16 protein-coding genes and 1 riboswitch are annotated in these 13,493 nt (G+C 71.6%); of the genes, 11 read left to right on the top strand and 5 right to left on the bottom strand.

Going from position 1 to position 13,493, the window contains the following annotated elements; genetic code table 11:
* Nucleotide 1: 1 nt before the first annotated feature.
* The 3 genes from G4Z16_RS27335 to G4Z16_RS27345 form a co-directional block, all read right to left on the bottom strand.
* Nucleotides 2-235 (bottom strand): hypothetical protein, encoded by a 234-nt coding sequence (locus G4Z16_RS27335; protein ID WP_197353286.1) that lies wholly within the window; start codon nucleotides 233-235, stop codon nucleotides 2-4.
* A gap of 52 nt (nucleotides 236-287) precedes the next feature.
* A riboswitch (cobalamin riboswitch) is annotated at nucleotides 288-418 on the bottom strand.
* 195 nt (nucleotides 419-613) lie between these two features.
* The gene (locus G4Z16_RS27340; RefSeq protein ID WP_197353287.1) at nucleotides 614-841 is read right to left on the bottom strand and encodes a hypothetical protein; all 228 of its coding nucleotides are present in this window, start codon (nucleotides 839-841) and stop codon (nucleotides 614-616) included.
* Between the two features lie 129 nt (nucleotides 842-970).
* Complete coding sequence (locus G4Z16_RS27345) at nucleotides 971-2,275, bottom strand: inorganic phosphate transporter (RefSeq protein WP_197353288.1); 1,305 nt, start codon at nucleotides 2,273-2,275, stop codon at nucleotides 971-973.
* 220 nt (nucleotides 2,276-2,495) lie between these two features.
* Here G4Z16_RS27345 and G4Z16_RS27350 point away from each other — a divergent pair, with 220 nt between their 5' ends.
* From G4Z16_RS27350 to G4Z16_RS27360, 3 genes are all read left to right on the top strand, one after another.
* Nucleotides 2,496-3,155, top strand: a complete 660-nt coding sequence (locus tag G4Z16_RS27350) for a class II aldolase/adducin family protein (RefSeq protein WP_425508125.1) — start codon at nucleotides 2,496-2,498, stop codon at nucleotides 3,153-3,155.
* Between the two features lie 140 nt (nucleotides 3,156-3,295).
* A complete protein-coding gene (locus G4Z16_RS27355; RefSeq protein WP_197353289.1) occupies nucleotides 3,296-4,552 on the top strand; it encodes an alpha/beta hydrolase in 1,257 nt (418 codons plus the stop codon).
* Between the two features lie 250 nt (nucleotides 4,553-4,802).
* A complete protein-coding gene (locus G4Z16_RS27360) occupies nucleotides 4,803-6,248 on the top strand; it encodes a hypothetical protein (RefSeq protein ID WP_246531096.1) in 1,446 nt (481 codons plus the stop codon).
* 33 nt (nucleotides 6,249-6,281) lie between these two features.
* Here G4Z16_RS27360 and G4Z16_RS27365 read toward each other — a convergent pair whose 3' ends face one another.
* Nucleotides 6,282-6,683, bottom strand: a complete 402-nt coding sequence (locus G4Z16_RS27365; protein WP_197353290.1) for a VOC family protein — start codon at nucleotides 6,681-6,683, stop codon at nucleotides 6,282-6,284.
* 218 nt (nucleotides 6,684-6,901) lie between these two features.
* Between G4Z16_RS27365 and G4Z16_RS27370 the strand changes: the two genes are divergently transcribed.
* The 3 genes from G4Z16_RS27370 to G4Z16_RS27380 all read left to right on the top strand — a co-directional run bounded on the left by G4Z16_RS27370 (nucleotide 6,902) and on the right by G4Z16_RS27380 (nucleotide 9,930).
* On the top strand, nucleotides 6,902-8,500 hold the full coding sequence (locus tag G4Z16_RS27370) for an ABC-F family ATP-binding cassette domain-containing protein (RefSeq protein ID WP_197353291.1): 1,599 nt from the start codon (nucleotides 6,902-6,904) through the stop codon (nucleotides 8,498-8,500).
* Nucleotides 8,501-8,854: 354 nt separating this feature from the next.
* Nucleotides 8,855-9,076, top strand: coding sequence for a helix-turn-helix domain-containing protein (locus tag G4Z16_RS27375; protein WP_028435537.1), 222 nt, complete (start codon nucleotides 8,855-8,857; stop codon nucleotides 9,074-9,076).
* A gap of 74 nt (nucleotides 9,077-9,150) precedes the next feature.
* Entirely contained in the window at nucleotides 9,151-9,930 is a 780-nt protein-coding gene (locus G4Z16_RS27380; protein ID WP_197354950.1) for an enoyl-CoA hydratase/isomerase family protein, read from the top strand.
* 83 nt (nucleotides 9,931-10,013) lie between these two features.
* Here G4Z16_RS27380 and G4Z16_RS27385 read toward each other — a convergent pair whose 3' ends face one another.
* A complete protein-coding gene (locus G4Z16_RS27385; RefSeq protein ID WP_197353292.1) occupies nucleotides 10,014-10,877 on the bottom strand; it encodes a nucleopolyhedrovirus P10 family protein in 864 nt (287 codons plus the stop codon).
* Between the two features lie 188 nt (nucleotides 10,878-11,065).
* Here G4Z16_RS27385 and G4Z16_RS27390 point away from each other — a divergent pair, with 188 nt between their 5' ends.
* Genes G4Z16_RS27390 through amaP form a run of 5 tightly spaced genes read left to right on the top strand, consistent with a single transcriptional unit; the run spans nucleotide 11,066 to nucleotide 13,480 of the window.
* Nucleotides 11,066-11,566, top strand: coding sequence for an Asp23/Gls24 family envelope stress response protein (locus G4Z16_RS27390; protein ID WP_197353293.1), 501 nt, complete (start codon nucleotides 11,066-11,068; stop codon nucleotides 11,564-11,566).
* A gap of 55 nt (nucleotides 11,567-11,621) precedes the next feature.
* Complete coding sequence (locus tag G4Z16_RS27395; protein ID WP_028435533.1) at nucleotides 11,622-11,810, top strand: hypothetical protein; 189 nt, start codon at nucleotides 11,622-11,624, stop codon at nucleotides 11,808-11,810.
* A 13-nt stretch (nucleotides 11,811-11,823) separates the two neighbouring features.
* Nucleotides 11,824-12,195 (top strand): Asp23/Gls24 family envelope stress response protein, encoded by a 372-nt coding sequence (locus tag G4Z16_RS27400; protein WP_197353294.1) that lies wholly within the window; start codon nucleotides 11,824-11,826, stop codon nucleotides 12,193-12,195.
* Entirely contained in the window at nucleotides 12,192-12,869 is a 678-nt protein-coding gene (locus tag G4Z16_RS27405) for a DUF6286 domain-containing protein (RefSeq protein WP_425508126.1), read from the top strand. Before G4Z16_RS27400 ends, G4Z16_RS27405 begins: the two co-directional genes overlap by 4 nt.
* A 5-nt stretch (nucleotides 12,870-12,874) precedes the next feature.
* A complete protein-coding gene (amaP, locus tag G4Z16_RS27410) occupies nucleotides 12,875-13,480 on the top strand; it encodes an alkaline shock response membrane anchor protein AmaP (RefSeq protein WP_197353295.1) in 606 nt (201 codons plus the stop codon).
* Nucleotides 13,481-13,493: the final 13 nt, after the last annotated feature.

The following is a 13,493-nucleotide window of genomic DNA, read 5'->3' on the forward strand; positions in this document are numbered from 1 at the left end:
GTCAGCGTGCCGTCGTCGTGCCTCGGAGGAGCATGCCGGGCCGCGGGCGGCCACGGTGCGGGACGTGACCGCGGCGGACGCGGACGTTCACGCCGTCGCGGAAACCGTCGCGGAAGCCGTCCTGGAGGCTGTCGCCGCAGCCGCCGTGGACGCGGGCGGGGACGTCCGCCGCAGCGGCAGCCGTCGCGGACTCGGGAACGGAAACGGGTGCGGGAGAGGCAGAGTAGCCACGCATGACGGAGTCCTCACTCAGGGTCCTCGCCCTGGTTCGACGTGCCGGCGACGAGAGTCTCCTGGCTCCCGGATCGCTGCGTCCCCCGGCCTTCCAGCCCGTCGAACTGATGGGCCGTGGCCTTCGGTTGGGGGTGCGCTCCCCGGTGACAGTGGCGGGACCGCGCCGGATTCGCACCGGCTTCCTCTCCTGCCGCCGTTGGGCATCGGCAGTCCACCACGTACCAGGAGGGGCGTCAACTCGCCCTTGACCTGCGACGGGAGAGTGTGAGCAGGCACACGGGGACCCCGCCGCGGCACAGGAAAAAGGGGTACGGAGCGCTGCTCCGTACCCCCTCCGGTATCGGCGGCCGCTGTCAACGGCTCGCCGGCGCCCAGTCGTTCAGGGCGCGGTGATGATGTAGATGCCGTAGGCGACGGCGGCCGCGCACAGCGCGAAGCACGCGTACGACCCGGTGCGCGCGAGCACGGACGCGCCACCGCCCTGCGAGCCGCCGGCCTTGCCGGCGGACGCACCCACGATGCCGAGCGTGAACACGCCCACCAGGGCGACCGTGGCCACGAGGCTCACGCCGAATACCTCGCCGAGCGCTGCCCAGTCGATGTCCATAGCGTTTCCCTGTCTGTCCTCCGGGCCGGGATCGCGATCCCGGGAGTCCGGTGAGTGGTCCGGTTGTGACTGCTTGTCGGTTGCCGGGCCGGTGCGGTGCGGAGACCGTGACCGCACCGGCCCGGCAACCTAGCCGAGAGTGGAGGCCGCTCGCCCGCGCTCCGTCTCGGTCTGCGAAGACGAACTCGCCGTGCCGACGCCCTCCGGGGTCCTTGCCGGACCCCCGTTGCCGTCCGCGTTGCTGCGGGCCGACGCCACGGGCGGCGGCGCGACGGTACGCAGCGCCGCCGTGACGACTCCGGCGGGTTCCGGCCCGGAAGTCCCGGGCAGGGCCGCGTCGTTGACGTTCGTGTGGTCGACGGGCTGGCGGCGCGAGAGCAGCCAGATGCCGCCGCTGATGGTGAGCGCGAGCGCCGCGACCGTGCCGACGCCCCAGTCGCCCTGCTGCGCCAGCACCGCGGCGCCCGCGGCGACGAGTGCCGCCGCCGGAAGCGTCAGGCCCCAACCCGCCACCATGCGGGCCGCTGTCGACCAGCGCACGACGCCGCCCTTGCGGCCGACTCCCGAGCCCATGACGGCGCCGGAGCACACGTGCGTCGTGGAGAGCGAGAAGCCGATGTGGGAGGAGGCGAGGATCGTGACCGCGGCCGAGGTCTGCGCCGCGAATCCCTGCGGAGGCTTGATGTCGGTGATGCCCTTGCCCATGGTGCGGATGATCCGCCAGCCGCCCAGATACGTACCGAGGGCGATGGCCAGCCCGGCCGAGACGATCACCCAGGTCGGCGGGTCCGCCTGCGGGGCGATCACGCCGCCGGTGATCAGCGCGAGGGTGATGACACCCATGGTCTTCTGCGCGTCGTTGGTGCCGTGCGCGAGGGAGACCAGCGCGGCGGAGGTGATCTGCCCCGCGCGGTAGCCCTTTGCGGTCTGCTGCTCGTCGGCCTTGCGCGCCGCCCGGTAGGTCAGCCGCGTCGCGAAGAGCGCGGCGAGGCCCGCGACGAGCGGAGCGGCGATGGCCGGGATGAGCACCTTCATCACCACGGTGCCGCCGTTGACGGCACCGATGCCGACGGAGGCCACCGTGGCACCGAGGAGGCCGCCCATCAGCGCGTGGGAGGAACTGGACGGAAGCCCGGCGAGCCAGGTCAGCAGATTCCAGATGATCGCTCCGACCAGCCCGGCGAAGATCACTTCAGGCTGGATACCGGAGCCTTCGTCGATGATTCCCGATGAGATGGTCTTGGCCACCTCGATGGAGAGGAACGCTCCAACGAGGTTGAGGACCGCCGACATCGCCACCGCTGTCTTGGGCTTGAGCGCCCCGGTGGAGATGGTGGTGGCCATGGCGTTGGCCGTGTCGTGGAAGCCGTTCGTAAAGTCGAACACCAAGGCCGTGACGATCACGATCCCGATGAGAAGCGTGATGTGTTCCATTCACCCAGGCACAATCAGCTCGATGGTTGATGTCCAGATGAACGTAGGGAGAACGGGTGAACAGAAGGTGAACTGCGGCGGGCTTCAGGGTGTCACTCCGCGGGGTCTGTTGTGAGCGGCGTCACACATCCGTCCCGCCGGTACCTTCGCTCTCTTCAACGGCTGCGGCACGGCCCGGCGGCGGCGCACGCGAAGAACCGCATCAGAGGAGGAACGAGCCGTGGAATCGGCTGAACTGCTCGGCGCCTGGCGGGAGTTGGTGCACACCGCCCGGCGCACGACCGCCGAAGGACTCGTCGTGGGAACCTCCGGCAACCTCTCCGTGCGAGTGGGGGACACGGTACTCGTGACCCCGAGCGGTCTCTCCTATGAACGTCTCGGCGACGCCGAGTGGTGCGCCGTTGACCTCGAAGGGCGGCGCACCGCCGGGAGCCTGTCACCGACGAGCGAACTCCCCATGCACCTGGCCGTCTACCGGCACACCGGTGCCCGCGCGGTGGTGCACACGCACGCCGTGCACGCCACCGCCGTCTCCACCCTCGTGCGCGAAGTACCAGCCGTTCACTACATCACGGCCGAACTGGGCGGCCCCGTACGCGTCGCGCCGTACGCCACGTTCGGCAGCGACGAACTCGCCGCACACATGCTCACCGCGCTCGACGGCCGCAACGCCTGTCTGCTGCAGAACCACGGCACCGTCGCGTACGGCGAGAACCTCGTCCAGGCGTACGACCGCACCGCCCAGCTGGAGTGGATGTGCCGCGTCTGGCTGGCTGCCTCCTCGGTGCCCGGACGCACGCCCTCCCTGATTCCGGACGACGAACTCGCCCGTGTGGAGGAGAAGTTCAGGGGATACGGGCAGCGGCCCGCCGCGCAGTGAACAGCATGTCCGCGGCACCCGGACGGCGTGCTGGGAGGTACCCGCGGACGGAGCCCGCGGGGAGGGCCCCGGCGGGGAGTTCACCCGGGCGGCAACCGCAGGACTGGTCTCGTGGCCGCTCCGTCACCGACACTGGCGCAATGCGTCTGCGCAACGCGGCCCTTGCCGCCACCTCAGTGACGGTCGCCGGTGTCGCGGCACTGGCCGCCGGACGGTACGCCGCCGACGCGGCGCTGCGGCCCGCGCGTCCCGGTAAGGCGGCGGCGGGCGGGCAGCTTCCCGCGGGGTTCGGCGGACCTCCGCTGACCGTGCACGAGGTCGGCGACGGTCGCGTCTCCCTCACCCGCTCCCTGACCGCGCAGCTTCCGGGCGTCTACGGGCTGGTCGGGCGGGACTGTCACGCGGTCGTCGGATCCGTAATGGACGGGGAGCCCTCCAAGGCCCCCGCCGACACCGTCGTGCGCCGTCTGGAGCGGGTCGGCCGCGGTGAGCTCAAGCCCGGTACCAAGGTGTGGTTCACCCCGCAGCTGTACACGGACGATTCCGACGCGGGCCCGGACGACGCTTCCGGCATCGACGGCGCCCTCTCCCGCACCGCGGTCCAGGTGCCCGGTGAACTCGGCCCGCTGCCGGCCTGGTTCATGCCCGGTGAGCGCGACACCTGGATCATCACGCTGCACGGGCTCGGCGCGACCCCGGCCCAGGCGCTGCCCCTGCTCCCCTTCTACGCCGGCCTCAAGCTCCCCGTGCTCGGCCTGGCCTACCGCGGCGACGAGGGGGCACCTCCGCCGCCCGACGGCGTACGCCATCTCGGCGGCACCGAATGGCGGGACGCCGAGGCGGCGATCGCCTACGCGGTACGCAGCGGAGCCACCCGGGTCGTCCTGCACGGCTGGTCCGCCGGGGCCTCCATGGCGATGCGCGCGGCGGACGAGTTGAGCGGCCACCGCTCCGGTCCGGCCGCTGACGCGGGCCACGGCGGCGGTGCCGCGGATGACGGCGGCGTGGACCCCGACGCCGTCGGCAGGGTCGCCGGCCTCGTGCTCGACTCGCCCGTACTGGACTGGTGGGCGACCGTGCGCGCGCTCGCGGCGTCCCGGCACACCCCGCGGGCGCTGCTGCCGCTGGCCCAGCGGGCCGCTCAAGGACGAGCACGTGTCGAGTCGGAACGCCTGCGGCAGATCGTGGACCCGGCCGCACTGGAGGTCCCTGCGCTGGTGCTGCACGGACCCGACGACACCGTCGCCTCCTGGCAGCGCTCGAAGGAACTCGCCGACACCCGCGGGGAGTTGGTCCGCCTCCAGACGGTTCCCAACGCGCCGCACGCGGCCATGTGGAACGCCGACCCGGAGGCGTACGAGGAGCGGCTGCGCCAGTTCCTGACGCCGCTGATGTAGTCCGGCCGAGGGCGGCGCGGGACCCGCGCGACGACGAGGCGCGGGAGCCGGCGGAACCCCCGTGGAGGAGACGCCGGAGAGGCAGGCGCTCAGTCGCACCCGCACCGCCGCGACGAGCGGAGCGGAGCCGCCCGCTTTCGCCCCTCAAATGGGCATCGCTGCACGGAAATCCGCCCCGTGACGGCAAGCGGATTCGGCCATTCCGGGGCCCCGTTTGGGGTTTGCGCCGCAGACCGTGAAGACTGCTCCTGTGACGCCGTCCCGTACCCCGCGAGACAACCCGCTCCGCCTCGTCCCCACGCGGCCGATCGCCGCCGCCAGGCGCACCGTGACAGCCCGCCGCCGGCGCCCGTCCCCGCCGCCGCCCGAAGGGCTGCCGCCCCGCGAGCAGCTGGCCCGGCAGGCAAGAGCCGCGCTCGCCGACGCCGTCGTGCTCGCCCGCTGGGCCGAGCGGAACGAGGCGCTCCCCGGCAGCGGCCCGGAACGCGAACGGGCCGCCGCCGCACTGCGCATGTCCGCCGAGGACGTACGCACCCACTGGGACCGCGCACGCCTCGCCGGGCTCATCGAGCTGCACGGCGGCACCGCGCGGCCCGGGTGGCGGCTGCGCGCCTGGGAGCGTGACGACAGCGCGGTGCTGCGTGGCTGGATGGCGCTCTTCGACGCATGGTCACTGGCCTATCCCGCGCCGACGCCCGCGGACCCCGCGCTCGTCGCCGAAGTGGTGGAGGCCGCGCCCCAGTTGCTATCGGTCATGCATCTGACCGCCGGGCCCGTCACCTTCCCCGCCCTGCACGACCTGCTGGCCCAGCGCGTGGCCGAACTGCGCGCCGAACGTGACGCCGTCGATGAGGCCTCCTCCCCGGAGGCCGGTGGCGCCGCCGTCACGGACCAGGCCGAACAGGTGCTCCTGCCCGCCCTGCTCGACTGGGCGCTCGACGGTTTCGCCGCCGTGGGAGCACTGACCCGGTGCACCGATGCCAAGGTGTCCTCCGAACCGCAGGGAACGGAAGGGGAGACGGGCGTACGTCAGGGCTCGGCGGTGCTCACACCCCTCGGCAACTGGGCCGTGTGGACCAAGCTCGAACAGATCTGTGTCGCCGCCCAGAGCCCCGCCGGGAACATCGAGCAGTCCGCCCAGGACATGCTGCGCGGCTGCGCACGGCTCACGCCCGGCCCGGCGCGCGACGAGTACCGCGCCTGGATCGCCGCCCGCTCCAACGGCGCAGCCGTCACCGAACTCCTGGCGGCTGCCCGCGGCGACGACGCCCTCATCCGCGGCCTGGCCTTCGAGGCCCTGCGCGTCATCGGTGCCCCCGCCGAGGAGGCCGTACGGGAAGGACTGCAGGAGCCGACCCTGCGCCCCTACGCACTGCTCTGGCTCGCCGAGCTCGACGGGGCCGACCCCGAGGACCTCGCCGGAGGCGCCCCGGGCGTGCTCAGCCGTCAGGAGGCGACGTGGCTGTGGGTCGACACCGCGGCAGCGGTCACCGACCACGGCGAACAGCGGCTGCTCGTGGACCACTTGGAGACGGCCGTGCAGGGCACGGTGCCGAAGCTGCTGGAGGAGGTACGCGCGGTCGGGCATCCGCGCACCGTGCAGGTGCTGGTCGCCCTCGCGGCGGCACACCCCGACCCCGCTCTCGCCAAGGCGGTGCGCCGCGCGGCCTTCCAGGTGCACACCGGCGGAGTCTGACGGAACGGGCCGTGTGGCTGGCCCGTCAGATGCTCAACCGCCCAGCGCGGGCGCGTAGGTGCCGAAGCTCCACACGTTGCCCTCGAGGTCACGCGCCAGATAGTCCCGCGAGCCGTAGTCCTGGTCGACGGGCTCCATGAGGATCTCCGCACCCGCCTCGCGCGCACGCGTGCAGTGCGCGTCCACGTCCTGGACCACGACGTAGATCCCCACCGTGCCCGCTCCGCGCATCGCCTCGGAGAAGACGCCCTCCCTGCCCTTGGTGCCGACCATCACGGCACCGTTGCCGTAGGACATCTCGGCGTGCATCACGCTCCCGTCGTCCGCCTCGTACACCGCAACGCGTCTGAAGCCGAACGCCTCCTCCAGCTGCGCGATGGCGGCCTTGGCGTCCTTGTAGAGCAGCGTCGGGTACAGCGTGGGTGCGTCGGACATGCCACTCGCCTTCCTTCGGGCGGACAGAGGCCGGAACACCTCCGGCTGAGCCGAAGTGTGGCACCGGTCACGGACACCGGCGCGGGGAAGCCACGCGGGGAAAGCAGTTGCGCCGCGCCGCTAGACTGGCGACATGGCTACTCACCCGATGCATTAGCGCCGTACGTACGCCGCCGTCCCCGTCCGTACGTACGCCCTGACCCTGCCTGGAGTAGTCCGTGATCACCGCCACCGGCCTCGAGCTGCGCGCCGGCGCCCGCATCCTGATCGAGTCCGCCACTTTCCGCATCGCCAGGGGTGACCGCATCGGCCTCGTCGGCCGCAACGGCGCCGGCAAGACGACGCTCACCAAGTGCCTCGCGGGCGAGGGTTCTCCCGCGTCGGGCACCATCAGCCGGGGCGGCGAGGTCGGCTACCTGCCGCAGGACCCGCGCACCGGCGACCTCGATGTCGTCGCCCGTGACCGCATCCTCTCCGCGCGCGGCCTCGACGTCGTGATGCGCAAGATGCGCGAGAACGAGGACCGCATCGCACACGGCCAGGGAGCCACCCGCGAGCGTGCGCTGAAGAAGTACGAAAGGCTCGAGACGGAATTCCTCACCAAGGGCGGCTACGCCGCCGAGGCGGAAGCCGCCACCATCGCCGCGAGCCTCGGCCTGCCCGACCGGGTGATGAACCAGCCGCTGCACACCCTCTCCGGCGGACAGCGCCGCCGCGTCGAGCTGGCCCGCATCCTCTTCTCGGACGCCGACACCCTCCTCCTCGACGAGCCCACCAACCACCTCGACGCCGACTCCGTCGTGTGGCTGCGGGACTTCCTCAAGACCTACCGCGGCGGCCTCGTGGTCATCTCCCACGACCTGGCGCTCATCGAGACCGTCGTCAACAAGGTCTTCTATCTGGACGCCAACCGCGCGGCGATCGACATCTACAACATGGGCTGGAAGCAGTACGTCGTCCAGCGTGAGGACGACGAGAGGCGCCGCAAGCGCGAGCGCGCCAACGCCGAGAAGAAGGCCGCCGCGCTCAACTCCCAGGCCGACAAGATGCGCGCCAAGGCCACCAAGGCCGTCGCCGCCAAGAACATGGCCCGCCGCGCCGAGAAGCTGCTGTCCGGGCTGGAGGACGAGCGGCAGTCCGACAAGGTCGCCAAGCTGCGCTTCCCCGATCCGGCGCCCTGCGGCAGGACACCACTGATGGCGGAGGACCTCTCCAAGTCCTACGGCTCGCTGGAGATCTTCACCGGCGTCGACCTCGCGGTCGACAAGGGCTCACGCGTCGTGATCCTCGGCCTCAACGGCGCGGGCAAGACCACGCTGCTGCGCCTCCTCTCCGGGATCGAGGAACCGGACACGGGCAAGGTCGTGGCCGGGCACGGCCTCAAGCTGGGCTACTACGCGCAGGAGCACGAGACCCTCGACCCCGCGCGGACCGTCCTGGAGAACATGCGCTCCGCGGCCCCGGACATGGACCTCGTCGACATCCGCAAGACGCTCGGCTCGTTCCTCTTCTCCGGCGACGACGTGGACAAGCCCGCCGCGGTGCTCTCCGGCGGTGAGAAGACGCGTCTGGCGCTGGCGACGCTCGTCGTCTCGTCGGCCAACGTGCTGCTTCTGGACGAGCCCACCAACAACCTCGACCCGGCCAGCCGCGAGGAGATCCTGGGCGCCCTGCACACCTTCACCGGTGCCGTCGTCCTGGTCACTCACGACGAGGGAGCGGTCGAGGCGCTGGAGCCGGAGCGGATCATCATGCTCCCGGACGGCGTCGAGGACCTGTGGAACGACGAGTACGCCGATCTTGTCGCCCTGGCCTGACCGTCCCCGACGCTCCTTGATCAATCTCCGCTGGATCATTCGGCCGACGCTTGATCCTTCATATGAGTGAGAGCGGCTCGTATCCCGGCGTGCTCGCCCGGCCGGCTCACGCACATGTGGCAGGCATCCCGGGCTCCCGCCCCGTGACGAAGATCTCCCTCGCTGACCTGGAGCTTCACCGGGGCCCGCCCGTGGACCAGGCAGATCCAGCCACCGGAATCCCTCGTTCCATCGGAAACAGGCCGTAGTCCGCCGGTCACGGCTGTTCCACGGACCTTGCCGAATGGGTGGCCAGAAGCAGGGGGAGGGGTGATCATGAGAGTCACAAAGCGCACTTCCCATGAGGAGGCACGGGTGGCCGAGACTCTGAAGAAGGGCAGCCGGGTGACCGGCACCGCGCGCGAGAAGCTCGCGGCAGACCTCAAGAAGAAGTACGACGGCGGTGCGAGCATCCGGGCGCTTGCCGAAGAGACGGGCCGTTCATACGGTTTCGTGCATCGAATGCTCAGTGAGTCCGGCGTGGCCCTGCGGGGTCGCGGCGGAGCGACACGAGGCAAGAAGTCCGCCTCGGCCTGACAGGGCTTCCGGGCATCCCTTCCGGTGGTTACTCTTCGGTTACTTGACCGCTGAGTAACCACCGGAGGATGTCGATGACCCTGCTGGACAAGGACGGCGTGCGTCTCGCCGTGGACGGCGCCGTGGCCACGGTCACGCTCTCCAATCCGGCCAAGCGCAACGCCCAGTCGCCTGCCCTGTGGCGGGCCCTGACCGACGCCGGACGAACCCTGCCGGGCGACGTCCGGGTCGTGGTACTGCGCGCCGAAGGCAAGTCCTTCTCCGCGGGCCTGGACAAGCAGGCGTTCACCCCGGAAGGGATCGACGGCGAGCTGTCGTTCCTCGATCTCGCGGCCGCTGCCGAGGACAAGATCGACGAGACGATCGCCACCTTCCAGGAAGCGTTCACCTGGTGGCGCCGTCCCGATCTGATCAGCGTCGCCGCCGTGCAGGGGCACGCCATCGGAGCGGGCTTCCAGCTGGCGCTGGCCGCGGATGTGCGGGTGTGCGCCGACGACGTGCAGTTCGCCATGAAGGAGACCAGCCTCGGTCTGGTTCCCGACCTCACGGGCACGCATCCCCTGGTCGCCCTGCTCGGGTACTCCCGTGCTCTGGAGATCTGCGTGACGGGCCGCTTCGTGCACGCTCCCGAGGCGGAGCGCATCGGGCTGGCCAATCTCGTCGTGCCCGCCGCCGAACTCGACGGTGCCGTCGCCGATCTGTCCGCGGCCCTGCTGGGAGGGCCACGCGACGCCGTCGTCGAGACCAAGGCCCTGCTCCAGGGCGCCGGCCGGCGCACCTACGAGGAGCAGTGCGCGGCCGAGCGCGCGGCTCAGACGCGCCGGCTCCGGGACCTCGCGGGCCTCGGCGAGTAGACACACCGGCCCGGTGAGCCCGGGTGCGGCACCCGCGCGGCAGGCAACCGCCGTCGTCCCGGGCCGTACCCATGGCTCACCGGTCACGTCCCTGCCGGGTCGATAGCGCTCACCAGGACGGCCACGGTCACCGGAAGGTCCGGCTCCTCCGCGTCCCAGGCGGCAGCCTTCGCCGCGGTATGCCTCACGGCCCTCGCCACGTCCAGCGCCCTGGAGCCCTCGGCGACCGCGAACTGGATCCGCAGATGCCTCCCCGCCGCACGCCCGTCCCGGTCCGTCACGTTCATGACGTTCACCGCGTCGGCGGGCGGACCGCCGGGTGTCGACCCCAGCACAGGGGCGAGACGCGTGACACCCGGCACGGAGATGACCGCCTGCGCCGTCGCCGCTCCGCGCGGGTCGTCGGCCGGGGCGGGCGGATGTCGGCGCGAGCCGTGCGACCGTCGCTCCCCGGTGTCCTTGCCCTGCCGCTGTGCTCCGGCTCCGCCCGCGCCGCCCGGCGTTTCGCCGGAACGGTCGAAGGTGCCCTCACCGTTGTGCCCGTTCCCGCTCACCAGCAGATCGGTGACCCGAAGATCCACGGTGACGACGCGCAGCCCGAGCTCCCGGTCGGCGGCCGTCAGCAGGGCCGCGCGCAGCAGCTCCGCCATCGTCGTCAGCGGCGCATGCGGAGGCGACGCGAAGTCGGCGTCGATGTGCAGCGGCCCCGGCGGCAGCGCCGATGGAGGCGCCGGTACGGCCGGCTCGGACGTGTCGCGCGGGTCCGCCAGACGGATCCGCAGGCCGCCCAGACGTGCGTCCGGCAGGGCCTGCCCGGCGGTCCTGCGAAGAGCGGCCTCGGCCGTGCTCTCCGCGAGCCACGCCCCGTCCGCGGCGTCCCCGAGAGGCAGTAGCCGGCCGAGGCCGAGCTGCTGCCGTACGGCATGGGACAGCCCTTCGGCATCCATGCGGCTACGCTCCGTTCCTGTGTGAATCCATTGTGTGACGCACTGTTCCCGCGGTCCGCCCGGGAGCGGTCCATGAGAGGCGTTCACCCGCCCAGGTGCGGGCGTACGAGGCGAAATGGTGCAGGCGCACCTAATCTGGCACATGAGCGGTAATTTCGACCGTTCCCTTTCGGAAAGGGGTGAAGGCCATGGCCGACGCCAAGACCGGCAACCGGTTCGAATCTGGACAGGGATCGCGCACGGCCTCACGTGACGGAGCGGGGGAGACCCGCCGTCCCAGGGCCGAGGTCGGCGAGCGCGGGCGTACCACCATCTCCGACGGTGTCGTCGAGAAGATCGCGGGCCTCGCGGCGCGCGACGTGCCCGGTGTCCACGCGCTGGGCAGCGGCATGGCCCGCACGTTCGGCGCCATGCGCGACCGCGTCCCCGGCGGCGGCAGCAGGTCGCCCGCGCGAGGTGTCAGCGCCGAGGTGGGTGACGTGCAGACGGCGCTCGATCTGGAGATCGTCGTCGAGTACGGGGTGGCCATCGCCGATCTGGCCCGTTCCGTACGGGAGAACGTCATCTCGGCGGTCGAGCGGATGACGGGCCTCGAGGTCGTCGAGGTCAACATCGCCGTGAGCGACGTCAAGTTGCCGGACGAAGAGGACGAAGAAGGAGAGGAGCCGGGGCGTACCAGGCTGCAGTAGCGGCACTGCGGACGGCCCGGGTGGCGCGGATGGGTACTGAGCGAAGGGGCGCACGATGAGCATGGCCGTGATCGGCTTGATCGCAGGGATGGCGCTGGGCTTCGCCGGATATTTCGGCGGGTTCGGTGCCTTCCTGCTCGTGGCGGCGCTGGGCGGTTTCGGCTTCGTCGTGGGCCGCTTCCTCGACGGCGACCTGCGGGCGGAGGATTTCTTCCGGATCCGTGGCGAGAGCCGGCGCAGGTGACGGGACCGGGGCGGTGACCGCAACTGAGGAGACGGACGGAGCGGAACGGGGCGCGACCACCGTCGTCGAACGGGTCGTCGCCAAGGTCGCCGTGCAGGCCGCGCGGGAAGCACTCCGCGCCACCCCGGCCGCCCTCCAGGTGCCGCCCGGGCCCGGTCACTGGCCCCGCGCCTCCGCCAGGGTGCGGGACCGGACCGCCCGGGTCCGCATCCTGGTCGAGCTGGGCTACCCTTCCGACATCGGCGCGCAGTGTGCTGCGGTGCGCCGTCAAGTCGTTTCGCGGGTCAAGGAATTGGTCGGCATGGACGTGCCGGACGTGGCCGTGGGCGTGGAACGGCTGCACTCCCAGCAGTTGGACGGCGAGAGGTCCGGGAGGGTCCGGTGAGCGACGAGCGCACCCAGCGGCTGCCCACGCTGGAGAAGGAGTCACAGGCAGCCCCGGGGGCCGGTGGGGGAGACCTGGAACAGTCGACGTCCGCAGCCGGCTACGACCCCGGCAGCAGCCCCGGACAGGCAGGCCGCGCAAGGCGGTTCTGGTCGGTCCGCCGGCTCCCCGCGGGCATCGTCTCGCTGCTGGCACTCGGCGCCGCGGGCCTGATGCTCTACGACCTCGTGTCCGTACGGGCGGGACGTTCCGCGATGGCATGGCGGCACACCCTCGCCGACGAGATGGCGGTCACCCCTGTCGACGACCCCAAGGTCCTCGCGTCCGCCTGCGTCGTCACGCTGCTCGGCGTATGGCTGATCACGCTCGCCGTCACACCCGGCCGCCGCGGCCTGCTTCCGATGCGCCGCGAAGTAGCGGGCGTGCGTGGCGGGTTGGAGCGTACGGCGGCGGCGCTGGTGCTGCGGGACCGCGCCATGAAGGTGTCCGGTGTGCAGTCGGTGCGCGTCGCCGTGGGGCGGCGCAAGGTACGGGCGCGTGCGCAGGCGCACTTCAGGGACCTGGACGAGGTACGCGGCGACCTCGACTCCGCCCTCGGGGACGGCATCAGGCAGCTCCACATCGCACGTCAGCCCGGGCTTTCCGTACACGTAGAGCGCGCGAAGAAGCGGTGAGCTGAATGGACGGAGTCCTGCGGAGCGTCAACCGGGTGGTGCTGGCAGTGGCCGGAGTGCTGCTGCTCGCCCTCGGACTCGCCGTGCTCGTCGGAGGGTTCGACCTGCCGAGGCACTGGCACTTCAGCCTGCCCTCCGGTTGGCCGTGGACCGAGCCGGACGACGTGCTGCTGTCCGACGCCGACCGCACCCGATGGCGCGCGGAGAGCTGGTGGTGGCCGGCGGTCCTCGGCGGCCTGGCCGTGCTGGTCATCCTGCTGCTGTGGTGGCTGCTCGCGCAGCTGCGCAGGCGCAGGCTCGGCGAGGTCCTGGTCGAAAGCGGCGAGGGCGAGGGGGCGTTGCTGCGCGGAAGGGCGCTGTCCAACGTGCTGGAGGCGGAGGCCGCCTCGCTGCCGGGCGTCGACAAGGCGACGGTACGGCTGAGCGGACGGCGCACCGCACCGCGCGCCTCGGTCGAACTGCTGCTCGCGGCACACGCCGAACCGGGGCCGGTGCTGGCCCGCGTCACCGGAGAGGCCCTCGAACACGCGCGTACATCGGCTTCGCTGGACGGTCTTCCCGCGGAGGTCCGGTTGCGCACCGTCAAGCACCGCCCCGAAAGGGTGGTCTGACACTCCGCCGCCT

Source organism: Streptomyces bathyalis (genome assembly GCF_015910445.1).
In the GTDB taxonomy this organism is placed as follows: domain Bacteria; phylum Actinomycetota; class Actinomycetes; order Streptomycetales; family Streptomycetaceae; genus Streptomyces; species Streptomyces bathyalis.